General features: G+C 56.3%; 24 protein-coding genes. 13 read left to right on the forward strand and 11 right to left on the reverse strand.

What is annotated here, in order from left to right; all coding sequences use genetic code 11:
* Positions 1-178: 178 nt before the first annotated feature.
* The 3 genes from eptB to RT657_RS19260 all read right to left on the reverse strand — a co-directional run bounded on the left by eptB (position 179) and on the right by RT657_RS19260 (position 3157).
* Positions 179-1870, reverse strand: coding sequence for a kdo(2)-lipid A phosphoethanolamine 7''-transferase (gene eptB / locus RT657_RS19250; protein ID WP_313656359.1), 1692 nt, complete (start codon positions 1868-1870; stop codon positions 179-181).
* A 298-nt stretch (positions 1871-2168) separates the two neighbouring features.
* Positions 2169-2597: an organic hydroperoxide resistance protein gene (locus RT657_RS19255; protein WP_313656361.1), complete on the reverse strand. Its 429-nt coding sequence runs from the start codon at positions 2595-2597 to the stop codon at positions 2169-2171.
* 95 nt (positions 2598-2692) lie between these two features.
* Positions 2693-3157: a MarR family transcriptional regulator gene (locus RT657_RS19260; protein WP_313656363.1), complete on the reverse strand. Its 465-nt coding sequence runs from the start codon at positions 3155-3157 to the stop codon at positions 2693-2695.
* Positions 3158-3220: 63 nt separating this feature from the next.
* Between RT657_RS19260 and RT657_RS19265 the strand changes: the two genes are divergently transcribed.
* A complete protein-coding gene (locus RT657_RS19265) occupies positions 3221-3808 on the forward strand; it encodes an HD domain-containing protein (protein WP_313656364.1) in 588 nt (195 codons plus the stop codon).
* Positions 3809-3855: 47 nt separating this feature from the next.
* Here RT657_RS19265 and RT657_RS19270 read toward each other — a convergent pair whose 3' ends face one another.
* Positions 3856-4152 (reverse strand): HTH-type transcriptional regulator, encoded by a 297-nt coding sequence (locus RT657_RS19270; RefSeq protein WP_313656366.1) that lies wholly within the window; start codon positions 4150-4152, stop codon positions 3856-3858.
* A 731-nt stretch (positions 4153-4883) separates the two neighbouring features.
* Here RT657_RS19270 and RT657_RS19275 point away from each other — a divergent pair.
* The 6 genes from RT657_RS19275 to RT657_RS19300 all read left to right on the forward strand — a co-directional run bounded on the left by RT657_RS19275 (position 4884) and on the right by RT657_RS19300 (position 12100).
* Positions 4884-6482, forward strand: coding sequence for a gamma-glutamyltransferase family protein (locus RT657_RS19275; protein WP_313656367.1), 1599 nt, complete (start codon positions 4884-4886; stop codon positions 6480-6482).
* Between the two features lie 212 nt (positions 6483-6694).
* Positions 6695-7414 (forward strand): DUF3053 domain-containing protein, encoded by a 720-nt coding sequence (locus tag RT657_RS19280; RefSeq protein WP_313656368.1) that lies wholly within the window; start codon positions 6695-6697, stop codon positions 7412-7414.
* Between the two features lie 432 nt (positions 7415-7846).
* Entirely contained in the window at positions 7847-9781 is a 1935-nt protein-coding gene (locus RT657_RS19285; protein ID WP_313656369.1) for a PTS mannitol transporter subunit IICBA, read from the forward strand.
* A gap of 93 nt (positions 9782-9874) precedes the next feature.
* Positions 9875-11023 (forward strand): mannitol-1-phosphate 5-dehydrogenase, encoded by a 1149-nt coding sequence (mtlD, locus tag RT657_RS19290; RefSeq protein ID WP_313656371.1) that lies wholly within the window; start codon positions 9875-9877, stop codon positions 11021-11023.
* 64 nt (positions 11024-11087) lie between these two features.
* On the forward strand, positions 11088-11633 hold the full coding sequence (mtlR, locus tag RT657_RS19295) for a mannitol operon repressor MtlR (protein ID WP_313656384.1): 546 nt from the start codon (positions 11088-11090) through the stop codon (positions 11631-11633).
* A 104-nt stretch (positions 11634-11737) separates the two neighbouring features.
* Complete coding sequence (locus RT657_RS19300) at positions 11738-12100, forward strand: YibL family ribosome-associated protein (protein ID WP_111141311.1); 363 nt, start codon at positions 11738-11740, stop codon at positions 12098-12100.
* An 8-nt stretch (positions 12101-12108) separates the two neighbouring features.
* Here RT657_RS19300 and RT657_RS19305 read toward each other — a convergent pair whose 3' ends face one another.
* The 3 genes from RT657_RS19305 to RT657_RS19315 form a co-directional block, all read right to left on the reverse strand.
* On the reverse strand, positions 12109-13077 hold the full coding sequence (locus RT657_RS19305; protein ID WP_313656372.1) for a VirK/YbjX family protein: 969 nt from the start codon (positions 13075-13077) through the stop codon (positions 12109-12111).
* A gap of 195 nt (positions 13078-13272) precedes the next feature.
* Complete coding sequence (gene sodA, locus RT657_RS19310) at positions 13273-13890, reverse strand: superoxide dismutase [Mn] (protein WP_313656373.1); 618 nt, start codon at positions 13888-13890, stop codon at positions 13273-13275.
* A 261-nt stretch (positions 13891-14151) separates the two neighbouring features.
* On the reverse strand, positions 14152-15492 hold the full coding sequence (locus tag RT657_RS19315; protein WP_313656374.1) for an aspartate aminotransferase family protein: 1341 nt from the start codon (positions 15490-15492) through the stop codon (positions 14152-14154).
* 206 nt (positions 15493-15698) lie between these two features.
* Between RT657_RS19315 and RT657_RS19320 the strand changes: the two genes are divergently transcribed.
* Complete coding sequence (locus tag RT657_RS19320; RefSeq protein WP_313656385.1) at positions 15699-16472, forward strand: DeoR/GlpR family DNA-binding transcription regulator; 774 nt, start codon at positions 15699-15701, stop codon at positions 16470-16472.
* Here the strand turns inward: RT657_RS19320 and fdhD are convergent.
* On the reverse strand, positions 16469-17236 hold the full coding sequence (gene fdhD / locus RT657_RS19325; RefSeq protein ID WP_313656375.1) for a formate dehydrogenase accessory sulfurtransferase FdhD: 768 nt from the start codon (positions 17234-17236) through the stop codon (positions 16469-16471). The genes RT657_RS19320 and fdhD overlap by 4 nt on opposite strands.
* Positions 17237-17674: 438 nt before the next feature.
* On the opposite strand from fdhD, the gene fdnG reads away from it, so the two are divergent.
* From fdnG to RT657_RS19350, 5 genes are read left to right on the forward strand one after another with little or no spacing between them, the layout of a single operon-like run.
* Positions 17675-20725, forward strand: coding sequence for a formate dehydrogenase-N subunit alpha (gene fdnG, locus RT657_RS19330; RefSeq protein WP_313656376.1), 3051 nt, complete (start codon positions 17675-17677; stop codon positions 20723-20725).
* A 12-nt stretch (positions 20726-20737) separates the two neighbouring features.
* On the forward strand, positions 20738-21634 hold the full coding sequence (fdxH, locus tag RT657_RS19335) for a formate dehydrogenase subunit beta (protein ID WP_313656377.1): 897 nt from the start codon (positions 20738-20740) through the stop codon (positions 21632-21634).
* Complete coding sequence (gene fdoI, locus RT657_RS19340) at positions 21634-22275, forward strand: formate dehydrogenase cytochrome b556 subunit (RefSeq protein ID WP_313656378.1); 642 nt, start codon at positions 21634-21636, stop codon at positions 22273-22275. Before fdxH ends, fdoI begins: the two co-directional genes overlap by 1 nt.
* Positions 22275-23198 (forward strand): formate dehydrogenase accessory protein FdhE, encoded by a 924-nt coding sequence (fdhE, locus tag RT657_RS19345; protein WP_313656379.1) that lies wholly within the window; start codon positions 22275-22277, stop codon positions 23196-23198. The genes fdoI and fdhE overlap by 1 nt, the downstream gene beginning before the upstream one ends.
* Positions 23199-23219: 21 nt before the next feature.
* Entirely contained in the window at positions 23220-23831 is a 612-nt protein-coding gene (locus RT657_RS19350; protein ID WP_313656380.1) for a glutathione S-transferase, read from the forward strand.
* A 236-nt stretch (positions 23832-24067) separates the two neighbouring features.
* Here RT657_RS19350 and RT657_RS19355 read toward each other — a convergent pair whose 3' ends face one another.
* The 3 genes from RT657_RS19355 to RT657_RS19365 all read right to left on the reverse strand — a co-directional run.
* Positions 24068-24313: a hypothetical protein gene (locus RT657_RS19355; protein ID WP_313656381.1), complete on the reverse strand. Its 246-nt coding sequence runs from the start codon at positions 24311-24313 to the stop codon at positions 24068-24070.
* Positions 24303-24776 carry an adhesin gene (locus RT657_RS19360; protein WP_313656382.1) on the reverse strand — a complete coding sequence of 158 codons (474 nt, stop codon included), beginning with the start codon at positions 24774-24776 and terminating at the stop codon, positions 24303-24305. The genes RT657_RS19355 and RT657_RS19360 overlap by 11 nt, the downstream gene beginning before the upstream one ends.
* Positions 24777-25140: 364 nt before the next feature.
* The coding region (locus tag RT657_RS19365; RefSeq protein ID WP_313656383.1) for a VENN motif pre-toxin domain-containing protein at positions 25141-25948 on the reverse strand (808 nt) is incomplete at its 5' end.

Genomic DNA, 25948 nt, shown 5'->3' on the forward strand with positions numbered 1-25948 from the left:
CTCCGACCCACTGGTCCCAAACCAGTTGCGCTACCAAGCTGCGCTACTCGCCGATGGGGGCGCATGTTACTGCTACCCCCGAACAGCGTCAACCGCTTTTTGAGCTTTTGCCACCGATCGCCTGGAAAGCACGCGGTTAACGGATTTCAGCGGTCTGCCGCTGCCTTTTCATCGTCTGCTACAGCGACTTAGCCTGACTTGTAGCCGGTGCCTGACACCAGTTATTGGCCGGGTTAATGCCGCCATCTGGCGAGGTATAGCCCAGACAACCCAGAATAGTATCGAAGAGTTCAACATGGCGATGCGTACGCCCCACACGCTGCTGCGCCTGCAGACGCTCAAAGTTGCTTCGGTTCTGGCTGTCTTCCAGATACTTATCGGACGCCCAGACTATCATCGGCACCCGGAACTGCTCAGGCGGCGCCATCTCACGCGGCGTACCGTGCAGATGCATATTCTCGCTGATCGACTCACCGTGGTCGGCCGCATAGAAGACGATCGCTTTCTTGTCACGCAGCTGATCCAGTACGCTATCCAGCATGCTATCGACATACAGCACCGAGTTATCATAAGCATTGATCAACTGCGCTTTACTGCAGGTTTCATCCACGCCCATGCATTCCGGCTGATATTTCGCAAAGCTGCGCGGATAACGCTGTGAATAGAGATAGTGCGACCCTTTGGTATGCAGCACCACCAGATGCTTGCCTTTCGGGAAACGATCCAGAGACGCTTTCATCTCTGGCACCAGCAACATGTCGTCGACTGCTTTCCCCTGATTGCGCTTCTCTGAACCAATCTGCTCGCGGAAGGCAAAGTTATTGGCATTCACGTTATCGTAGAACCAGACCTCGCTCTGCATCGCAAACAGTTCCGAGGTGAAGCCCAGCTCCTTCATCACCGCAAACACATTCTGCTCTTTCAGCGTACGCCCCGGATTATCCATAGTGCCACCTTCACGCACAAACATGCAGCGCAGCGACAGTTTTGTCGCGGTATCACAGGACTCCCCCCGGAAAGCCACCAGGTTCTTCTCTTTGGACAGCTTAGGCGTGGTGTCACGCTCATAGCCAAGCATCCCCATGTGATCCCAGCGCGTGGTCTCACCAATCACGAACACCACATAGGTATCGTCCAGGCCGGCAGGCGCGACATAAGTAAACTTCTTCGCCGGATCGAGCAGCTCTTCGCTTTTCAGGGACTCATCCATGCGGGTCCATGCGAACAGCCCGACCGCCGCCAGCCAGTTAGAGGGAAGATAAGAGTGCGCCACGACCCCACCGTAGCTCGGCAGATCGATATTGGTGATCTCTTCGTTATGCTTCTGCAGCTTGTCGAAAAACCGGATCGGCAGCCAGACCAGCGCGACACAGAGCAGCATAATTAACGTCGGTTTCAGGCGCTGCCCCGGCGTTCGCAGCTGTTCATTCAGCGTCATGCTCAGCCGGTTGCGCCAGATCATCAGCAGCGGCAACGCGCTGACCAGCACCATCCACAGGATGAAATGATACCCCACGACCTCTTTAGAGAGATCGGTGTCGGTAGTCATGACCGATGCCACGATGCCGTAACCAATCACGACGTTAAAAAACGCCATGTAATAGGCAGCGGCAACAGAAATCAGCACAATCAGCGTGGCCAGCACGCGATAAAACCACTTTCCTCCCAGCGACAGCAGGCGCATCAGGAAGAACGTCAGCAGCACAATAGCGACCACCTCGGTGACGGCAGTGAGCCAGTTCGTTATCGTGGAGTGGCTGAGAAAACCATCAAAACGTCGATAAAAAATCGGTAAATTCAGTAAGATACCGAGATAAAGCGCCAGCAAGAGAGATAACTTTTGCTGGGACAGAGTTTTAATATAATTCATGAAAAAAGGTGTTTCTCCGGAGTGAAGCGCTTGACCAAATCTTTTTATGTGACTACCGAAACGCGACAGAGTTCGCCGAATAAGCGGACCGGACAAAGATGAAGGAAAATTCTGAACGGGCTAACAGGCTGTAACGCGAGGTGGCTCAGTAAAGCATGGCCGCCTTCATCAGGCCAGAAAATAATCACTGATGACCCGATTAGCGCCTTTTTTTACACAACGAAGGGGTTCGGGGGAGGACATTGCCGCTGCGCGCAGCAGAAGAGAAGCGGGCCTGCCTGTCAGGCCCGCCGTACGCTTAGCAGATGATATTCAGCGTGACGTCGATGTTGTTGCGGGTCGCGTTTGAGTAAGGGCAGACGATGTGCGCCGCATCCACCAGTTTCTGCGCTTCTGCTTCATCCATCCCGGGCAGATGAATGTTCAGGGTCGCTTCGATACCAAAACCGTTGGGAATAGGACCAATACCGACTTCACCTTCGATCCACGCCTCTTTTGGCATTGCAATTTTGTCGCGACCAGCGACAAACTTCATGGCACCGATGAAGCAGGCAGAGTAACCCGCAGCAAACAGCTGCTCAGGGTTAGTGACTTCGCCGCCTGCACCGCCCATCTCTTTTGGCACACCTAGTTTCACGTCCAGTACACCATCAGAAGAGGTTGCACGACCATCACGACCACCGGTTGCTTTGGCTTTGGCGCGGTAAACCACTTGTTCTAAAGACATGACATTTCTCCATTACGCTATTAAATCGCCCGCTACTTATTTAGTCGTAACCGGGCGGTGAGGCTCAGTGGGTGCGGCGCACCCAACTGCAATCTTTATCGGGACTGATTCAGGTTATCGCGCAACCCATCCAGTTGTAATTTCAGGGCCAGCAGGGCCTCATCTTCACAGGCCGTGGCACATTTAATGGCGTCAGGGATCGTCTCAGCCCTGGCGCGCAACGCCCGGCCAGCCTCGGTCAGCGTTACCGCAACCTGCCGCTCATCCTGACGGGTGCGCTGCCGGTTAATCAGCCCTGCGCTCTCCAGCCGCTTCAGTAAAGGCGTTAAGGTGGCCGAGTCTAAAAAGAGCTGCTCGCCAATCTCCGAGACCGTGACATCATCTTTCTGCCACAGCACCAGCATCACCAGATATTGCGGATAGGTAATATCGAGCTGGCTCAGCAGCTGGCGATAGACTTTACTCATCGCCAGATTGGCAGAATAGAGTGCAAAGCAGAGCTGCTGGTCGACCAACAGTGGCATCGGTTTCACTTTTTTGTCATCTTGATCACTGTTCATAATGATGAATATAGATAGCGCGCTAGATAATTGCAAGCAAACTTTTTGCCAGGGGGGAAAAGCATGCAGGATTCACTGGAAGAACAGGCTCGTCGCTTTGCCACCGAGGCACATGCCGGAGCCGGTCAGCGCCGCAAATATACCGATGAGCCCTATATTGTTCATCCGGCCGCCGTTGCAGAACTGGTGCGCAGCGTCACTCATGACGAGGCACTTTTAGCGGCGGCCTGGCTGCACGACACGGTGGAAGATACCGCCACGACGCAACAGGATATTGAAGCGCATTTTGGTCAGCGCGTGGCCAGCCTGGTAGCGATGCTGACGGACAGCGACCCGACGACGGCAAAGAACCGCGCCGCCCGTAAAGTGGCGCACTTTCGCCACACCGCCAGCGCCAGTTCCGAGGCGCAGACCATCAAACTGGCGGACATTATCGATAACACCCGCGCGATTGTCCGTTTCGATCCCGATTTTGCGCGGATTTACCTGGTTGAAAAGCAGATCCAGATAGCCCTGCTGAAACAGGGCGATGCGCAGTTATGGCAGCAGGCGTCGACGATTATTGAAAACGGGCTGGCTCAGCTACGGGAGCCGCCCTACAGCGTACCGGAGAGCTGGTTTGCCCGACAGGCGGCGAAATATGGCATCTGACACCCATAAAAAAACCCGCCAGCGGCGGGTTTCTTCCTGATGTCTGATCAGTCAAGCAACTGCCGTCCCAGATAAGGGTTGGCATGTAACAACTTCATCAGTTTCTGCGCCGTCGCGGAAGGACGGGTACGGCGGGCTTCCCAGCTTTTCACGGAAGAAACGCTCACGCCCATTACTTTTGCAAACTCGTCAACCTGCATGCCGGTCATTTCACGCAGACGCTGCGGTTCTGGCTGGGCGGGTTGCTGGCGCTGAATGAGTAACTCGGCAGAGCAATCATCACGTGTCAAAACAATCTGCTCAAGGCTGCTGAGCAATTCAAACATCGGGTCTTTTAATTCCATAGAGAACTCCTTAAAACTCACTATGAAGCACGTGAAAGTAGAGAGGTATGAGCCTGAAATCAGAGCTCTTAAACCGGGCCTGTTCCAGGCTGGATCCCGCAAGGGTTTGTTTTTGTTATGAGAGAAACCATTACGGGACACAGCCTGCGGTGCATTTCTTTAAAAGTTGTCAGATCAATGCAACAAATGCCGGGAGACTAAGTATGGATAGAGACCTGACGATTTGCCGCGCAATTTATAATTATTTTTTTAACTAAGGTTTGCCGGAGAAGTTCCAGCGCCTCTAACCTGCTGAGGCAACTGATTTTTGCACCTTCATAGCAGGGAAAAAAATCAATTGAAGCTTGCGATATATGTGGATGCCATCAAATTTTTTACCGGCACCTTCTCATTTCTGTGAAGCACTGCACCTCTTCAGCAGGTGAGTGCAAAATATACGCCAATGGCTTACTTCGTGAACACTTATATTCATCATTCTAATGAAAATAAGAATAATCCTGGCATGGACTTACGTGCTGTCGCGCGTCGGCTCACGGTGCAGGGAGGGAAAATCCGTTAATCTGAGTGCTGTTTTTTCAGCAGATTATTGAACAGCGACCTTTAAGAAACGGCAGACGCCTCATTCCGGTGCGTTTATGCCGTCCACGCCTGGCGTCATGCGCGACAAAAGTGCACGCCCTGACTGTTGCGCAGACGGCAGGCCAGACACCGAATCCCGGCAAGGAATAGCGATGCGTGAAACAGATTTTAATGTCGCCTACCCTTCTCATCGCGTCCCGATGATGGGACGGAATGCGGTAGCAACATCACAGCCGCTGGCGGCGCAGGCAGGCCTGCGTATGCTGCAACAGGGGGGCAACGCGGTGGATGCGGCGATCGCCACGGCTATCGCCCTCACCGTCCTGGAGCCGACCGGAAACGGCATCGGCAGCGATGCGTTTGCTATCGTCTGGGACGGCCGTGAGCTGCATGGACTCAATGCGTCAGGCCGTGCCCCGGCCGCCTGGCATCCCGGCCGCTTCGCCGCGTGTAACACCATGCCGGAAACCGGCTGGGAGTCAGTGACCGTGCCCGGTGCGGTGTCGGCATGGGTGTCACTGGCGCAGCGCTTCGGCACCCTGCCGCTGACCACGCTGGCGCAACCGGCGATCGATTATGCGCGCAACGGATTCCCGGTTTCGCCATTGATTAGCCAGCTGTGGCAGCGCGGCTACGATAAACTGCGGGATCAGCCGGGCTTCAGCGACTGCTTTGCGCCACAGGGCCGCCCGCCCCGGGCTGGGGAGCTGTTTCGCAATCCGGCTCAGGCCGCCACCCTGCAGGAGATTGCTGAAACGCAGGGCGAAAGCTTCTATCGCGGCGCACTGGCGCAGAAGATGGCGGCCTTTGCCCGCGAACATGACGCCGCCCTGACGCTGGCGGATCTCAAAAACCATCGTGCCGACTGGGTCACCCTGCTGTCGCATCCGTTTGCTGGCGGCGCGGTACAGGAGCTGCCGCCTAACGGTCAGGGCATCGCCACCCTGATCGCGCTGGGCATTCTGGAAGAGTGGGAGATCGGTCGTCACGCACCGGATTCACCGCAGTGGCTCCACCTCTCTATTGAGGCGATGAAACTGGCGCTGGTCGATCTCGAACGCTACGTCACCGATGAAGATCACCTGGAATTTCCGGCAGCCCTGCTGCTGAGCCAGGACTATCTTCGCCAGCGGGCCGCATTAATCGATCCTGACAGAGCAGGTGATTTCCGCTTTGGTTCACCGCAGCAAAGCGGCACCGTTTATGTGGCCGCCGGTGACAGCCAGGGCATGATGGTGTCGTTTATTCAGTCCAACTATATGGGTTTTGGCTCCGGCGTGGTTGTTCCCGGAACCGGCATCAGCCTGCAGAATCGCGGCGCAGGTTTCTCCTGCGATCCGGCCCATCCTAACGTGGTCGCGGGCGGTAAACGCCCCTTCCATACCATTATCCCCGCCTTTGCACAGGATCAGCAGGGCCAGCCGCTGATGGCGTTTGGTGTAATGGGCGGCCCGATGCAGGCTCAGGGGCACGTTCAGCTGGCGCTGCGCATTATGCTGCATGGGCAGAATCCACAGGCTGCGATTGATGCGCCGCGCTGGCGGGTGGTGCAGGGTCGCGAGGTGGTCTTTGAATCGACCCTTGATCGTAATACCCTCAGCACCCTGCGCCGCATGGGTCATAACGTGGTTCTGGAAGATCCGCTGAGTAACTACAACTTTGGCGGCGCACAGGCGATAGTGCGCGATCCCCAGGGATTCTACATCGCGGCCAGTGAAAGCCGGAAAGATGGCCAGGCCGTGGTGTTTTAGGGCCACTGCCATAAAAACACCGCCCTGAGTTCGGTACGCCAGCGGGCAACGCAGGGCGCGCCGCCATGCGTCAGAGCCGGTTCTGCCACGACCCGTCCAGAAAGCACCTGTTTTAACGGTGGTTTCACATTGTGCCGTGGCGCGGGTTTGTTCTATTCTTTAGGCCATTCCTACCTGGACATCAGACCGTATCACCGACAGGAGTTGACCCTATGGCTTCAGGATTTACACGCCTTATGGCACGCAGCGGCATTATGCTCGCTGGCGCGCTGATCGTACTGCAGCTCACCGCATGTGGTGACAAAGAAGGCGAACAGCGTAAAGCATTTATCGACTTTCTCCAGAATACCGTGATGCGCAGCGGCGAGCACCTTCCCAGCCTGAGCGAAAGCCAAAAACAGAGTTTTGGCAACTTCGCCAGCGACTACGCCATTATGTATGGCTTTTCACAGCAGGCGAATAAAGCGGTAGAACAGGGAATGCGCCCGGTGGTGGATGAGCTTTCCGCAATCCGCGTTCCGCAGGATTACCTCAGCCGTCGCGACTCGCTGCGCCAGGCTAACAGCGCCCTGGTCATTGTTACCCAGCAGATTGAAAGCGCCAAAATGCAGGCAGACAGCAGCAAAGCGGCACTGAAGCAGTCGGATGACCTGAAAAAAGTCTACGATACCGCCTACAACAAAGTGGTAACGGTGCCCGCCAATCAACTGATCCCACTGCTGCCTAAACTGCAGGCGCTGAGTCAGGGTGCGGTGCAGGCCGGCGACTTCCTGCAACAGCAGGGCGCCCGTGTCAGCTTCAACAACGGCGGCGTGCAGTTCCCGACCCAGGATCAGGCCACGCAGTATAACGCGCTGATGAGCACGCTTTCTGCCAACGCGCAGGCACTGCCGCAGGCCCAGGCTGCCGTTCAGGGTGGCATTCAGCAGTAAATCCGCTTCCCGGGCAGGGGTGATCCCTCTGCCTGTCTTATCACCCCTTTCTCTTCCCTATTCTGACCCGCTGAATGAAGTGTGATCTGGCGCATTTTCGACCAAAAATATTTTGTGACTCACGTCACATATTTATAACAAACCGCTCTCCACAGAATGTGACACACCTCACATATAACACGCCCGTCTGACTAAAAACAGAACAAAACGGCGGCGATCAGTCAATAAAGTGTGATGCCAGTCACGCTAATGACCCCTGAAGACACCCCTAATCAGTGATACAGATCACACTAATTCCGTGCCCTACGCAGTGCCAGATTCGCGTGATAGAGTCCGCGTGCATACAGTAATACCACCGGCTTTGAGCCGGGGTGGCTAAACAAAAACAAACGCGCTCTCCTATTGCAGCGCGTCTCAATAAGGGGTGGGTTTATGTCCTCATCAGTGAAGGTCAAAGTACAGAGCTTTGGTCGCTTTCTGAGTAATATGGTGATGCCAAACATCGGGGCGTTTATCGCCTGGGGTATCATCACCGCACTGTTTATTCCAACTGGCTGGATCCCTAACGAAACGCTGGCCAAACTGGTCGGCCCGATGATCACTTACCTGCTGCCGCTGCTGATCGGTTTCACCGGCGGACGTCTGGTGGGCGGAGATCGCGGCGGCGTGGTCGGTGCTATCACCACCATGGGTGTGATTGTCGGTGCTGATATGCCGATGTTCCTGGGCGCGATGATTGCCGGTCCACTGGGTGGCTGGGCCATTAAGTCGTTTGACCGGGCAATTGACGGCAAAATCAAAAGCGGCTTCGAGATGCTGGTTAACAACTTCTCGGCCGGTATTATCGGGATGGTGCTGGCTCTGCTGGCGTTCCTGGCCATTGGCCCGCTGGTAGAAGGTCTGTCGCACATTCTCGCGGCGGGCGTGAACCTGATGGTGCAGAACAACCTGCTGCCGCTGACTTCCATCTTTGTGGAACCGGCGAAAATCCTGTTCCTGAACAACGCCATCAACCACGGTATCTTCTCTCCGCTCGGCATCCAGCAGGCGAGTGAAGCGGGTAAATCGATCTTCTTCCTGATCGAAGCAAACCCGGGCCCGGGAATGGGCGTGCTGATGGCCTATATGTTCTTTGGCCGCGGCAGCGCCAAACAGTCAGCGGGCGGTGCAGCCATTATCCACTTCCTGGGCGGCATCCATGAGATCTATTTCCCTTACGTGCTGATGGCGCCTCGTCTGCTGCTGGCCGTGATTCTGGGCGGGATGACTGGCGTCTTCACGCTGACCGTCCTGAACGGCGGCCTGGTCTCTCCTGCTTCACCGGGTTCTATCCTGGCGGTGCTGGCGATGACGCCAAAAGGCGCTTACTTTGCTAACGTCGCCGCTATCGCGGCCGCCTTTGCTGTCTCCTTCGTGGTTTCCGCTATCCTGCTGAAAACCAGCAAAGTGAAAGAAGATGACGATATCGAAGCCGCGACTCAGCGCATGCATGAGATGAAAGCCCAGTCCAAAGGCCAGAGTGCACCCGGTGGCGCTATCGCCAGCGACGCCATGAGCGTGGATCTGCATCACGTGCGTAAAATCATCGTCGCCTGTGATGCCGGTATGGGCTCCAGCGCCATGGGCGCAGGCGTACTGCGTAAGAAAGTGCAGGATGCCGGTCTGAGCAATGTCTCGGTGACCAATACCGCGATCAACGCCCTGCCGGGTGATGTCGATCTGGTGATTACGCATCGTGACCTGACCGAACGCGCCATTCGCCAGGCACCGCACGCGCAGCATATCTCGCTGAATAACTTCCTCGACAGCGCGCTCTACAGCACCCTGACCGAACGTCTGGTAGCGGCTAACCGCAGTGACGCGCATCGCGAAACCGTGAAGACCACGCTGGCAGACAGCTACGATGAAGGTAACGCGCACCTGTTTAAGCTGGGCGCAGATAACGTCTTCCTTGGCCAGGCCGCCAGTAACAAAGAGCAGGCGATTCGCTTTGCCGGTGAACAGCTGGTGAAAGGCGGTTACGTCGAGCCGGAGTATGTTGAAGCGATGCTGGCACGTGAAAAACTGACCCCAACCTATCTTGGTGAGTCGATTGCAGTGCCGCACGGCACGGTCGAAGCCAAAGATCGCGTGCTGAAAACCGGCGTGGTGTTCTGCCAGTATCCGGCAGGCGTTCTGTTCGGCGAAGAGCCGGAAGATGTGGCGCGTCTGGTCATCGGCATTGCGGCCCGCAACAACGAGCACATTCAGGTGATCACCAGCCTTACCAATGCGCTGGATGATGACAGCGTGATCGAGAAGCTGGCAAATACCAGCAGCGTGCAGGAAGTGCTGGATCTGCTGTCAGGCAAGCCTGCCATCGCATAATGTGGTGATATTTTCCCTGGGGCGGTCATGCCCGTCCCGATTTTCCGGGGCGGGTTTGCCCGCCCCATCGTCATTTGATATGGGTCAAAAATTATGAAAGCGTTACATTTCGGAGCAGGAAACATCGGTCGCGGCTTTATCGGCAAATTACTGGCTGATGCCGGTATCGAACTGGTTTTTGCTGATGTAAATCAGACGGTGCTGGATGCACTGAACGCGCGTCATGAGTATCCCGTTCATGTGGTTGGCGAACAGGCCAGAACAGAAATCGTGACCGGCGTCAGCGCCGTTAACAGCACCAATGAGGCGATCATCACCCTGGTGTCGGAGGTCGATCTGGTGACCACCGCCGTAGGCCCGCAGATCCTGGAGCGCATTGCTGGCAGCGTGGCGAAAGGGCTGGTTAAACGCAGCGATGACGGCACGACCCGTCCGCTGAATATTATTGCCTGTGAGAATATGGTGCGCGGCACCAGCCAGCTGAAACAGCATGTGCTGAAGGCACTGCCTGAGCAGTATCACGCCTGGCTGGAGCAGCACGTCGGTTTTGTTGATTCCGCTGTCGATCGCATTGTGCCACCAACGGAAGCCGGTAGCAGCGATCCGCTGGAAGTGACCGTTGAAACCTTCAGCGAGTGGATCGTCGACAAAACGCAGTTTAAAGGCGATCTGCCGGCCATTGCTGGCATGGAGCTGACCGATAACCTGATGGCCTTTGTTGAGCGCAAGCTCTTCACCCTGAACACCGGCCACGCGATTACCGCCTACCTTGGCCAGCTGGCCGGTCACCAGACCATTCGTGACGCCATTCTGGATGAAAAAATCCGGGCCGTCGTGAAAGGCGCGATGGAAGAGAGCGGCGCGGTGCTGATCCAGCGTTACGGTTTCGACGCAGAGAAACATGCTGCCTATATTCAGAAAATTTTGAGCCGTTTCGAAAACCCTTATCTGAAAGATGATGTTGAGCGCGTAGGCCGTCAGCCGTTGCGTAAATTGAGTGTGGGCGATCGCCTGATCAAGCCGACCCTCGGGACGCTGGAGTATGGTCTGCCACACGCCCACCTGGTACAGGGTATTGCCGCCGCGATGCACTATCACAGCGATCAGGACCCGCAGGCGCAGGAGCTGGCCGCGCTGCTGGCTGAAAAAGGCCCCCAGGCGACGCTGGCTGAGATTTCCGGCCTGCCCGCGGACAGCGAAGTGGTGGCTTCGGTGGTGAGCGCCTGGCACGCTATGGCATAATGCGCGCGTGTTAGTGACGCAAGCCGGGCGCAGTCTGCCTGCGCCCAACGGCCGTATTGAACCCATGCAGGCGACAATGGAAGAGAAGCAAGCTTTTGAAAACCGGGTGCTTGAGCGCCTGAACGCCGGTCGTTCGGTGAGAAGCTTTCTTATCGCCGCCGTTGAGCTATTGGCTGAAGCGGTCAATCTGCTGGTGCTGCAGGTGTTCCGCAAAGATGACTATGCGGTGAAATATGCTGTAGAGCCGCTGCTGCTGGGCGATGGTCCACTGGGCGAACTCTCGGTTCGCCTGAAGCTGATTTATGGCCTGGGCGTCATCAGCCGTCACGAATATGAAGATGGTGAACTGCTGCTGGCGCTGCGCGAAGAGCTGAACCACGATACTGCCGACTACCGCTTTACTGACGATGAAATCCTTGGCCCGTTTGGTGAGCTGCACTGCGTCACCGCCTGGCCGCCTGCGCCGGTGTTTCACACCGACGATGCGGAGTTGCGTAGTATGCAGCAGCAGCGCTATCTGCAGATGGTGCGATCCACCATGGTGCTGTCGCTTACCGAACTGATTGCCCGCATCAGCACTAAGCAGGCGTTTAAAAAGGCTGGCAGCTAATCCCGTCAGGCGCCCTTTCCGGCGCCTTTTTTGTCTTACGCTGAGCGGGAACCTGCCCCCGATTTGGTGTATCCTTAGCCTGTTTTCCTCAACGAGTTGTTGTCATGAAAGAGCAAGAAAAGAACGAAATCAAACTTCTCAGCGATAAGCTGGACGCACTGAACCGCAAAGAGCCGCAGTTACTGGAGTCGGGTGACACCGAGAAACTGGGCGCGTTGCTGAAAGAGAAAGAAACGCTGGTCACGGAGATTGAGCGTCTGCGCAATCAGCGGGTTGAAAAGCTGAGTGCCGAAGCGCAGAAACTGCAGAAAATGGGTTTCAGCCGCGAAATTACCAAAAAAGAGCAGGCTAATCTGGGCGCGCTGAAAAAAAGCGTGCGCGGCCTGGTGGTGGTGCATCCAATGACCGCGCTGGGACGTGAAATGGGCCTGAAAGTGATGACCGGCTTCGCCAGAACCGCTTTCTGAAGCGTTGATCAGGCTGCGGCCTGATCGACATCGGCCTTGCGTTCGCCTGCGGCGGCACAGACCTGTTCCGCCAGCGTATCCAGCAGTTCATAGCGACGGCGATACTCTGCGCGCTTCTTGCTGGCGATCTCCTCCAGCGTTTTACGCGGCAGGCTCAGCGGCAGCGTAAACATCCCGTCACTGCGCGCCTCCCCACTCAGCGACAGCCAGAACTCACTGTAGCTGGCAAAGAACTTATCCCCTTTGCTGTGGCGATAGCGGAGGCTGCGGAACACGTGCGTCTCATCGCCCACCGCCAGAATTTTCTCCACGCCGCACTGTTTCGCAAGAATAAATACCGCTTCCATTAACAGACGTTTCGGGAAGAGGCCCTGCGCGGCTTTTGTCGCCTCACGGATAACCTCATTATTGATATGTTTCCGCGGCCCCTGTAATCCGCCAATTAATAAGGTGCGCTGGTTATTCTCATTAATAATAGAAAATGAAAGCGACGCGATAACATCGTTGTTATAACGCAACACCAGCGTCACTTCACCTTCACGGTCGAAATAACCTGAACTGCAGGAGAGTAAAAAGGCTTCGCCGTTTTTACCGGTCAGTGTAGCCAGCGGGTTATCGGCGGCGCTTTGCAGCAGCTGACGTAGCGCAGGATTTTCCAGGTTATTCATCAGGGTATAATGATCGAGAATCGCCTGTGCGCGTGCAGCAATGCTCAGCCCTGAACGCAGATAGGGCCGGTGCAGCTTGGCAGGTAACAGACCCTGGGTGCTCATTAACAGAGGAAGCTGCGGCAGACGCGACAGGGCATCCAGATAATGCAGTGTCGTCAGTGGCGATATCAAGGTCCTTAAGGCAAATTTCATCCGGAAACGTTTACTTATCCAGAGTTTATCCGGGACATATTTTCCACTAATTAACTGAAAAAAAAGCGAAGCAGAGGAGTCTGCTGTAGTTTCGTGAGTAGTTATAATTGACATAGTCAGCGACACGCAGTGGGTTAAGCAGGAATGTCACTGAAAATATCATAACCAATATCAACGGCAGGTTAATGTGGAATAACATTAAACCTGACTGATGTCGATTTCTGGTTCCATCTGGGAACGCATAATATAAAGGCGTAAAAAAACCGGCGAAATAAATTTCACCGGTTTAACAGTTAACGCCGTATTAACTTACTTTGCAGCAGCGAAGCGGGCTGCTGCTTCGTCCCAGTTAACCACGTTCCAGAACGCTTTGATGTAGTCAGGACGCTTGTTCTGATACTTCAGGTAGTAAGCGTGTTCCCACACATCCAGACCGATGATCGGGAAGCCAGATACGCCGGCAACCGCTTCGCCCATCAGCGGGTTATCCTGGTTTGCGGTAGAGACCACAGCCAGCTTGTCGCCTTTCTTAACCAGCCACGCCCAGCCTGAACCGAAACGGGTCGCTGCGGCTTTCTCAAACTCTTCCTGGAATTTTTCCACGCTGCCGAAATCTTTCTCGATAGCCGCTTTCAGGTCGCCCTGCAGGGTGGTGCCGGTTTTCAGGCCTTTCCAGAACAGGCTGTGGTTCGCGTGACCGCCTGCGTTGTTGCGCAGTGGGCCTTTTTTGTCTGCTGGCAGCTGATCCAGTTTGGTGATCAGCTCATCGACCGGCAGATCGGCAAATTCAGTGCCTTCCAGCGCCGCGTTGGCGTTGTTCACATAGGTCTGGTGATGTTTAGTGTGATGGATTTCCATCGTCTGCTTGTCGAAATGCGGTTCCAGTGCGTCGTAGGCATAAGGCAGGGATGGCAGTGAATAACTCATGTTCTTCCTCTCCATTTAATATGAGCAGCACGACGAATTCAGGACGTGCCGCGTAAGCAGTCGAATCATTATAGTTAAATTCATGTAGCGTAAAAGCGTAATCAATGCCCTGATAACGATAAGGGTTTGCGGAACCCGGCAAAAGCAACCCGTTGTTTTTACAGCGCGCGGCGGCCCATGCTGCCTGTGCAGAGCCGCCCACCCCGACGGCGCTGCGGGCACGCCATCCGCCCGGATGCCGCGCCTCGCCTGCCCTGCGCCTTACCGACCCAGCTCGCGCAGCGCGCTGTCGAGTGCCCCCACCAGCCAGTCGATGTCGCTTTCCTGGAAAGCCAGGGGCGGACGCAGTTTCAGTACATTCCCATAGGGGCCGGCGACCGAGGTCAGCACACGATGTTCACGCAGCTTCTCAATCAGATCCAGCGCCAGCGTCTTATCCGGCGTTTTACTGTGACGATCGGTGACCAGTTCAAAGCCGATAAACAGTCCGGCGCCGCGCACATCTCCCACGCACTCAAAGCGATCCATCAGCGTCCGCAGCTCAGCCAGCAGCTTCGCACCGACCACGCGGCTGTGTTCCTGTAATCCCTCTTCGGTGATCACTTTCAGTACCGCCTGCGCCGCCGCCATCGCGACCGGATTGCCGCCAAAGGTATTGAAGTAAGGAATCGAGTCACTGAAGGCGGCCAGCACCTCGCTTTTTGCCAGCAGTCCGGACACCGGGATGCCGTTGCCCATCGGCTTGCCGGTGGTGATCAGATCGGGCACCACATCGTGGCGGCCAAAGCCCCAGAACGCATCGCCGGTCCGGCCAAAGCCGGGCTGGACTTCGTCGGCAATAAAAATGCCGCCGTTGGCATGCACCACTTCGACGGCTTTTTTCAGGAAGCCGCGCGGGTCAGGCAGGACACCGTCTGACGAGAAGATCGAATCGGCCAGGAATCCGGCAAACTTAATGCCATGCGCGGCCATATCATCAATCTGCTGCTGAATCTGGCTGGCAAACCAGTCGCCCAGATCCGGTGCATCCACGCGATAGGCATCCGGCGGCATTACCAGCCGGGTGGTTGGTGCCAGCGGCTGCCCGCTGCCCAGCGCCGGCGAGGCCCCGGAGGTCAGCTCACTGGTGCCGTGATAGGCCTCTTTAGTGACAATAATTCCGCTGCCGCCACTGAAGGCGCGCGCCACGCGGATTGCCAGATCGTTGGCTTCCGATCCGGTACACATATACATCGCGCGGTCGATCGCCGCAGGCGTGGTCGCCAGCAGTGCTTCGCTGTAGTCGAGGATATTTTCATGCAGGTAACGGGTGTGGGTGTTCAGCATTTTCATCTGCTGCGTCACTGCCTCAATCACGGCCGGATGACAGTGACCAATGCTGGCCACGTTGTTGTAGACGTCGAGATACTTATCGCCCGCCGCATCCCACAGATACTGCCCCTCTCCCCGCACCAGATGAACCGGCTTGCGATAGAACAGGCGATAGGAGTCACCCAGGACTTTACTGCGTTTATCGGTCAGTTTGCGTGTGTCGCTGTCCAGCGCAGCGGCATGTTCGGCACGAAAACTGTTGGTATCCATAATGGTGGAACGCGTGGCCATAATTGACTCCGGTTTCAGGGATAAAGGAGAAGAGCAATGCCCCTTATCATGCCTGCCTGCGCTAAAAATGCAACAAAATACACAAATGCAATAAAATACACATGACGGGTGCAATGAGCCGCGCTAAGCTGGCCCCCGATTCAGACGGACGCCAGCGTCTGACTGGCGTATTATCCGTGCTCTTCGCGCCCTATAAGGAAACCACTATGCTGCAGGAAATGCGTCTTCACCGTATCCGTGCCTTACTGACCCGGCTTAACCAGGTGAGTACCGAACGCATTATCAGAGAGCTGGAGGTATCACGCGAAACCGCGCGCCGGGACATGATTGAGCTGGAGGCGCTGGGGCTGGCGCGCCGGGTTCACGGCGGGCTAGTGGCGCTGGAAACCCCAGCCGAACCGCCGCTGACCGAACGCCGACGTCAGCAGACCCGGGAGAAGCGCGCAATTGCCCGCGCAGCCGCGCAGCTGCTGCAACCCGGACAGACGCTGTTCCTGGACGCGGGCAGCACCACCACGTTTCTGGCAGAGGAGCTGCATGCCCTTTCCGGCCTGACGATCCTCACCAACAGTTTGCAGGCGGCGCTGGCCCTGAGCGCCGGAGAGGAAAATCAGACGCTGAATAATCAGATTATTTTGCTGGGTGGGAACATGTCAGCGGGCGCACAGCAGACGCGCGGCGAAATCACCGTCGGCGAGATCGTCCGCTACCGTGCTGATATTGCGCTGCTGTCACCGGTTGGCGTTGAAGCAGCGTGCGGGGCCACCAGCTTTCATCCGCACGAAGCAGCGATTGCCCGTACGATGGTGCAGCAGTCTGCATCCTGCTATCTGCTGGCCGATCACAGCAAGCTGGGCGTAGTCAGCCGCACGGTCTATGCGCCACCGCAGGCGATTTCTCTGCTGATTACGGACGGTGGCGGCGACAGTGCCGCCCTGGCGGCGTTACAGCAGCAACTGCCGGACGTGATGGTGGTTTAACGCAGCCGCTGAGGGTGGCTGTAAATGGTGGCCCGGCCGGGTTTGCTGAAGCCGACCAGCGTCAGGTTGCAGCGTTCAGCCACCTCCACCGCCAGGCGGGTCGCCGCCGACACCGCAAACAGGATTTCCACGCCGCACATGGCGGACTTCTGCACCATTTCATAGCTGGCGCGGCTGGAGACCAGCACCGCGCCCGGCCCCCACCCGGCCTGGCTGCGATACCCCAGCAGCTTGTCCAGCGCCACATGGCGACCCACATCTTCGCAGCCCCCGGCCAGCTGACCGTCGGGCTGGATCCACGCGGCCGCATGGGTACAGCCGGTGAGCTGGCCGACCGGCTGATACGCCTTAAGCTCGCCCAGCGCCCGATCCAGTCTCTCCAGCGCAAACGTCTGGGTAAAAGGCAGCGGCGAGAGCGGCTTGCCGATTTGCTCCAGCTGTTCAACGCCACAGACGCCACAGCCTGTCCGGCCCGCCAGCGCGCGACGCTGCGCTTTCAGCGCCATAAAACGGCGGCTGGAGAGCTCAATCTGCACCTCAATACCGTCACAGCCCGGCACGATATCCATGCCGAAAATGTCGCCAGGCGCATCGATAATGCCCTCAGAGAGCGAAAATCCCAGCGCAAACGCCGCCAGATCTTTTGGCGTGGTCATCATCACGACGTGAGAGATGCCGTTATAGACCAGCGCCACCGGCACCTCGTCCGCCAGCCAGTCTGAGTGGGCGGTCGTCAGATCGTCACGCTGCCACACCTGCGTCATGCTGACGCCGGCCTGAATTGTTAAATCTTCGCCTGAGTCAGGCTGGATAGCTTTCAAAAAATATGACCTGTTGTTAATAAATGATGAAATTCAGCGCCGCGTTCCGCCGCGTCCTGATTCTGCCTCTTAGCCCGGGGTTGCGCAAATAAACCGCGAGGCAATTCATGCGGTTTTGCCGCCGCAGCAGGCGGCAGGCCCGCTGGCGCAGGAAATGAGGACCCGGAGTTTTCATGCATAACATCGATAGGCGTTTGACAACAGTAATCCGTGGCTGCCCCGGAAAATCTGCTTGCAATGGAAATCTGCCGTCGAGGATTTTTAACAAAATGCAGGAAATAAATTACTAATGACTAACCTGTTGACCCTGGTCAACTTAGATGCAGATAAGGCTGCTATTTTGCAGAGCTTCGCAATGGAGCCGATACAGAAGAATAAAAAATGCAAATTAACAGACGGAGTTTTTTTAAAATCTGTGCAGGCGGCCTGGCGGGCACCAGTGCGGCGTTACTCGGTTTTGCCCCCCTTCCAGCCTTAGCCAGCGTCAGAGAATTCAAACTCATCCGCGCCAGAGAAACCCGCAACAACTGTACCTACTGCTCAGTTGGCTGCGGCATGCTGATTTACAGCCTGGGCGATGGGGCAAAGAATGCCAGCGCCTCGATTTATCACATTGAAGGCGACCCTGACCATCCGGTCAGCCGGGGATCGCTCTGCCCGAAAGGCGCAGGCGTGCTCGACTTTATTCACAGCGAACAGCGACTGAAGTACCCGGAATACCGTGCGCCAGGTTCTGATAAATGGCAGCGAATCAGCTGGGAAGAGGCTTTTGACCGCATCGCCCGCCTGATGAAGCAGGACCGCGATGCCCATTTCCAGGCTACCAATGCGGCGGGTGTCACGGTAAACCGCTGGCCCACCACCTCAATGCTCTGCTCCTCCGCCGCCAGCAATGAAACCGGCCTGCTCGATCAGAAATTTGCCCGCGCGCTGGGCATTCTGGCGCTGGAAAACCAGGCACGCCTCTGTCACGGCCCGACCGTGGCCGCACTCGCTCCCAGCTTTGGCCGCGGTGCGATGACCAACAACTGGAATGACATCAAAAACGCCAACGTGGTGATGATCATGGGCGGCAACCCCGCCGAAGCGCATCCGGTTGGCTTTAAGTGGGTGATTGAAGCCAAAACCCAAAATAATGCGCAGGTTATCGTGGTCGATCCGCGCTTTAACCGCTCGGCGGCGGTGGCCGACTACTATGCGCCACTCCGTGCGGGCAGCGACGTGGTTTTCCTGATGGGCATCGTCAACTATCTGCTGCAGCACAATCAGATCCAGCAGGAGTATGTATGCGCGTTCACCAACGCCGCTCTGATCGTCAAAGAGGACTTCAGCTTCAGCGATGGTCTGTTAAGTGGTTACGATGCCGCGGCCCGGCAGTACGACCGCCAGAGCTGGCACTATGAGCTGGATGAAAACGGCTTTGCCCGCCGTGATGAGAGCCTTACGCATCCGCGCTGCGTCCTGAACCTGCTGAAAACGCACGCCAGCCGTTACACGCCGGACATGGTGACGCGCCTGTGCGGAACCTCGCAGGAAGCCTTTTTAACGGTGTGTGAGCAGCTTGCCTCCACTTCGGTTCCCAATCGCACGGCGACGATTCTCTATGCGCTGGGCTGGACCCACCACACCAACGGGTCGCAGTTTATCCGCACGGCGGCAATGATTCAGCTGCTGTTGGGCAACATTGGTATGCCAGGCGGCGGGATCAATGCGTTGCGCGGACACTCGAATGTCCAGGGCTATACCGACCTTGGTCTGCTGACGCAGAGCCTGCCGGGCTATCTGCCGCTGCCCTCTGAGAAGATGACCACCCTGGCGACCTATCTGCAGCAGGTCACGCCAGCGGCGCCCCTGCCGGATCAGGTCAACTACTGGCAGAACACCGACAAATTCTTCGTCAGCCTGATGAAGAGTTTCTACGGCGATAAGGCCACCGCGGAGAATCAGTGGGGCTATGACTGGCTGCCGAAGTGGGATAAAAGCTACGACTGTATGGCGCAGGCGGAGATGATGGAGCAGGGGGCGCTGAACGGCTGTCTGATTCAGGGCTTCAACATGCTGGCGGCCTTCCCGGATAAAAACAAAGCGGTCCGGGCACTTTCGCGCCTGAAATATATGGTGGTGATCGATCCGCTGCGCACGGAAACGGCCAGCTTCTGGCAGCATCACGATGCGTTCAACGATGTCGACCCGTCGACAATCCAGACCGAAGTGTTCCGTCTGCCCTCCTCCTGCTTTGCGGAAGAGTCGGGATCGGTGGCGAACTCGTCGCGCTGGCTGCAGTGGCACTGGGCGGCCGCCGAGCCACCGGCTGAAGCGCTGCATGACGGTAAAATCCTCGGTAACCTCTTTATGCGTCTGCGCGCGCTCTATCACCTTGAGGGCGGCGCCGCGCCGGAACCCCTGATGGCGATGCGCTGGGACTATCACGATCCGTTCAATCCTGAGCCGGAAGAGGTGGCGCAGGAGAGCAACGGCCAGGCGCTGACCGATATTTATGATGACAGCGGCAGGCTGCTGCTGAAAAAAGGTCAGCAGCTCAATGGGTTCGCTGAACTGCGTAACGACGGCACTACCGCCAGCGCCTGCTGGATCTACAGCGGCAGCTGGACGCCGGAAGGCAACCAGATGGCCCGGCGCGACAATGCCGATCCGTCGGGGCTGGGTGCAGTTTCCGGCTGGGCCTGGGCCTGGCCTGCTAACCGCCGCATTCTCTACAACCGCGCCTCCGCAGATGCGCAGGGCAAAGCCTGGGATCCCGCACGGCGTCTGATCGAGTGGGATGGCGCACGCTGGCAGGGTATTGACGTACCGGATTATCCGGTCACCCTGTCGCCGCAGAAGCAGGCCGGTCCGTTTATCATGCAGCCCGATGGCCTGGGTCATCTGTTTGCACTTGATAAAATGGCCGACGGCCCGTTCCCCGAACATTACGAGCCGATGGAAAGCCCGCTCGCCGATAACCCTCTGCATCCCCGGCAGCGCCACAGTCCGGTCGTCCGGCTGTTCAGCAGCGACGCCGCCCGACTGGGTGAAGCTGCGGACTACCCCTGTGTCGCCACCACCTACTCCATCACCGAACTGTTCCGCCACTGGACGAAACATGCCCTGCTGAATGCGATTGCGCAGCCGGAGCAGTTTGTCGAGATCGGCATCGAACTGGCAGAGGAGAAAGGGATCCGTGCCGGTGACAGCGTCAAAGTCTCGTCACAGCGTGGCTATATCAACGCGAAAGCAGTCGTCACCCGTCGTCTGCAGCGCCTGACGATTGATGGCAGGCCGGTAGATACCGTGGGCATTCCCTGTCACTGGGGCTTTGAAGGCACCACGCGTAAGGGCTTCCTGGCCAATACGCTGACGCCTTCGGTTGGCGATGCCAACTCGCAGACCCCGGAGTACAAGGGGTTTTTAGTGAAAGTGGAAAAAGCGTAACGGTGGATGACAATGGCTTATCAATCACAGGATATTATCCGTCGCTCGGCGACCAATGGCTTTACCCCGCCGCCGCAGGCGCGCGATCACCAGCGTCAGGTAGCAAAACTGATCGACGTCACCACCTGTATCGGCTGTAAAGGCTGCCAGGTGGCCTGCTCTGAGTGGAACGACATCCGCGATGAAGTCGGGCATAACATCGGGGTCTATGACAACCCTACCGACCTCAGCGCCAAATCCTGGACGGTGATGCGCTTCTCGGAAGTGGAAGAGAACGGCAAGCTGGCCTGGCTGATTCGTAAAGATGGCTGCATGCACTGCGCCGATCCCGGCTGTCTCAAAGCCTGCCCGTCGGCAGGGGCCATTATCCAGTACGCCAACGGCATCGTCGACTTCCAGTCTGAGCAGTGCATCGGCTGCGGCTACTGCATCGCAGGCTGCCCATTCAACGTTCCACGGCTGAATAAAGAGGATAACCGCGCCTATAAGTGCACCCTGTGCGTGGATCGCGTCAGCGTCGGCCAGGAACCCGCCTGCGTGAAGACCTGTCCGACCGGTGCGATTCATTTCGGCAGCAAAAGCGACATGCTGACGCTGGCGGAAGAACGCGTGGCGGAGCTGAAGTCGCGCGGGTTTGCACAGGCTGGCCTCTACAACCCGGAAGGCGTGGGCGGCACCCACGTCATGTATGTGCTGCATCATGCTGACAGGCCCCAGCTCTATCACGGGCTGCCGGCGAATCCGGGCATCAGCCCCACCGTAACTTTCTGGAAAGGGATCTGGAAACCGCTGGCGGCGGTGGGGTTTGCCGCAACGTTTGCCGCCTCGATCTTCCACTATGTTAGCGTGGGCCCGAATCGCGTCACGGAGCATGATGACAATAGCGAGCAGCCTGAGGAGCATCCATAATGAAAAAGCCCGATCATCTGGTGCGTTACCGCGCACCCGAACGCATCAATCACTGGATCGTCGCGATTTGCTTTGTCATGGCCGCGTTAAGCGGATTAGGGTTTTTCTTCCCCTCTTTTAACTGGCTGATGCAGATATTTGGCACACCACAACTGGCGCGTATTCTGCATCCTTTCACCGGCGTGGTGATGTTTGCGGCGTTTATGCTGATGTTTTTGCGTTACTGGAAACATAACCTGATCACTCGCGATGACCTTTACTGGGCCAGAAACATTCACCGGGTTGCGCTGAATGAAGAGGTGGGCGATACCGGTAAATATAACTTTGGTCAGAAGTGTGTCTTCTGGGCTGCTATCATCAGCTTAGTGTTGCTGCTTGTAAGCGGTATTGTGATCTGGCGGCCTTACTTTGCGGATGCCTTTGCCATTCCCCTGATTCGTCTGGCGCTGATTGTGCATTCGGTCTCTGCGGTGGCGCTGATCATCGTCATTATGGTGCACATTTATGCTGCATTGTGGGTCAAAGGAACCCTGACCGCGATGGTGGAAGGCTGGGTCAGCGCCGAATGGGCCAGACAGCATCATCCTCGCTGGTACCGTGAGCAGCGTAACCGGCCAATAAAACAGGAAAAACGCCCCTGATGAGTATTCGCATAATCCCGCAGGACCAGCTGGAGAAAGGCGAAAAAACAACGGCGGAGATGATTCCGCCGTTACTTTTTCCACGGCTGAAAAATTTATACAGCCGCCGTGCCGCGCGACTGCGCGACCTGGCCGCGAAAAATCCACTCGGCGATTATCTGCGCTTCGCGGCGACGATCGCGGAAGCGCAGGAGATTGTGCTGTATGACCATCCGCTGCAGATGGATCTCCATGCCCGGCTGACGCAGAGCGCCCGCGAGGGCAAGCCGCCGCTCAATATTCATACCCTGCCGCGCGATCCGCACTGGCAGCGGCTGCTGCATTCGCTGATTGCCGAGCTGAAGCCGGAGATGAGCGGCCAGGCGCTGGCGGTGCTGGAGAATCTGGAAAAAGCCTCCGCTACGGAGCTGGAGACGCTGGCCAGCGCGCTATTTACCGGCGAGTATGCGCAGGTCAGCAGCGATAAAGCGCCCTTTATCTGGGCGGCCCTCTCGCTCTACTGGGCGCAGATGGCGGCGCTAATTCCCGGCAAAGCGCGGGCTGAGATGGGCGATCAGCGTCAGTTCTGCCCGGTCTGCGCCAGCATGCCGGTCGCCAGCGTGGTGCATATCGGCAGCCATGAAGGCGCGCGCTATCTGCACTGCAATCTGTGTGAGAGCGAATGGCACGTGGTGCGCAGCAAATGCACCCAGTGTGAACAGTCCCGGGACCTGCACTACTGGTCGCTTGAAAGCGAACAGGCGGCCGTGAAGGCAGAGAGCTGCGGCGACTGTGGTACCTATCTGAAAATGCTTTATCAGGAGAAAGATCCGGCCATTGAACCAGTGGCTGATGACCTGGCGTCGCTGATACTGGATGCCAGAATGGAGCAGGAAGGCTTCGCACGCAGCAGTCTCAATCCCTTTATGTTTCCTGGCGAATAGTCACTGACTCCGGAGAACCCGATGAAACTTATTGGCAGTTATACCAGTCCGTTTGTGCGAAAGATCTCGGTCATCATGCTGGAAAAAGGCATCACGTTTGAATTCGTTAACGCATCGCCTTACAGCGATGACAGCCACGTGCCCCATTACAATCCACTGGGTAAAGTCCCGGCGCTGGTCGCTGACGATAAGCAAATCTGGTTCGATTCCGGCATCATTGCGGAATTTCTGGAGCAGCGCGGTGCAGAGCCTGCTCTGCTGCCCGCCGATCCGCTGGCGTCACTTAACATCCGTCAGCTGGAGAAGCTGGCGGATGGCATCAGCGATGCCGCGCTGGTGATTGTCCGCGAGCAGCTGCGGCCGGGGGATTTACAGTCAGAAGAGGTGCTGCTGCGTCATCGGGAGAAGATTCAGCGCAGTCTGGATATGCTGGAGGCGAAAGTAGCAGAGGGAAAATGGCTCAACAACGGCCAGCTCAATCTGGCAGATATCGCCACCGGCTGCATGATCGGTTATCTCAATTTCCGCCGCGTGGCGCCGAACTGGTGTGTCGGGCGACCGGCACTGGTAAAGCTGGCGGAAACGCTGTTTCAGCGTGAGAGTTTTGCACGGACGACGCCGCCTGCGGCGTGAGGGTGTCCTGAGCCAGAACCATAAAGAGGGATGATGGTGTCTGGCTGCATGTCAGGGTCATGACTTAATTAAGGTCCGCGGAGATTTTGTGCCAGGTTATAGATGAGTAAAAGCCAGAAAATATTATATTTGCTGTAAACCTGTTTACTGACGTCGTCTGCGCTGCGCCGCCTTCAGCCGGCTCTGCTCCTTCTCCTTATCGAAGATGACGTCCAGCCGGGATCTTTCAGTGAAGGTTAAAAGCCTTTTACTTTAAAAAAGTGAAGTAATGCGAGGCCAATACCTCCGATACCTCCACCATAAAATCCAATTTTTGCTCCATGTACAATATCCTGCCAGTTTATATGAAAGCCATCACCAAGAAACCACTGTAATAATGAGAAAAAAAGCGTTCCACATACAGAGAGTGCGATGATAAATAAAACCGTGGCGGCTAAAATGAACAATGACTTTAAAATTCTAAAATGACGATCATTTTTCATTTCCATCTCCTATTTTTTTAAGCACTTTCTCCGCTGCTTTTCCACACCCCTCTGATATTACTGAAGCGCCGATATTACCTAGGTTACTGGGGATTTTACTTGGCAGCATTTCCTTAGATAGCCCCAGCTTTCCCTTAACATCTGTATATTTCAGCAGATCAGGATTGAACCTGGGATCCCAGCCTCCTGTTATCCATTTGCCCGCCGCGTTTGTACCTGAAGAGATCAATTTACCAGCTCCATAACCTAATGCAGATCCAGCACCATTGGTTATTGCACCGGTCAGCGGATCATCGCCATTGATTTGATTGGTCAAGGCTCCTCCTGCAGCATTCCAGATCACTGTACCGGTCAAGCCATTTCCGATGGTGATAACGTTTGTCCAGCCAGCAATAACAGAGTTAACCGGATTCACCTTACCATTTTCAGCATACTGAGCGCCTGCATTAACTCCTGCGCCCATTGCCCATATTGCCTGCGCTGGAGCTGTTAAAGATGTCAGGCCGCCAGTTGCCAGCGCTCCCGCAATCGCCTTATTAACCGCCTCGGCGCGATGGCCGGGATTTTATTCTATCTGTTACTGTTTTTTTGATAGTGCTGGTAATAAATCCACCAACAGCCAGAGCCAGCAAGAACACCACAGAACAAGCCAGCCTTTAAGCATTTTAAAAGATCAATATTTGATATTTTAAATGGAGTATTATAAAAAAATAGAAAAAACAGCTCCACGCAGGCCTGAAGTAATATAAAGCTTAGTGATATTGCTAATACTGAAGCCAAAATGAGATAAATCATTAAAGAGAACCATTTGCGTTTTTTGATCATCATTACTTGCCACCTATTTCATTTAATTTTTTCCCTACCTGATCATGAGTGAATTCTGTCGCGCCAGAACCTACAATATTGCCAGTAATTCCGGGCAATGGATCTAATGGCATCGGCTTAGATATCCCTATCCCCATATCAACCCATTCCCAATTCTTCCAGTTCGGGTTAAGCATTTTATCAAATTGCCCCTGAACCACTTTACCAACACCGTAGCCAAAACCTGATGCCGCGCCACTCATTGCGCCACCCTTCAGTGGATCATCACCTCTAAGATAACTGGAGGCGGCACCGCTGGCTGCATTCACACCCATGGTTCCCCACAGCCCGGTTCCTGCCGTAAATGCACCCGTCCAGTAACCCAGAATGACATCTTTCGGATTCACTTCACCGTTAATCAGATAACCTACCCCGGCGTTTGCTCCTGCACCTATCAGGCTGGTCGTCGCTGCCGCTGCGGGCAATAACGGCCAGGCGATCGCACTGCCCACTGCTGCCACGGCTGTTTCACAGGATATCGGCATTCCTCCGCTACAGGCTTCCCTGATGGCTTTCTGTGTTGCCGATTCATATTTCTTTATTGTGCCTTTCTTATTGGCTTCTGCCGCTGCCAGCACATTCGCCAGCGCATTATTCTCAACCGCGTTCTTACCCGTCTGCGCCCCCGCCATCGCGCCGGCAGTGCTGTCACCCACAATGCCACCCGTCAGCCCCGCCGCCAGCGTACCCAGCGCACTGACTGTCTGCTTCTCCGTTTCCGAAAGCTCACCGACCGCTTTGCCCGGATACAGCTGCTTCATCACCAGCTTC

The organism is Pantoea sp. (assembly GCF_032114055.1).
Lineage (GTDB): Bacteria > Pseudomonadota > Gammaproteobacteria > Enterobacterales > Enterobacteriaceae > Pantoea.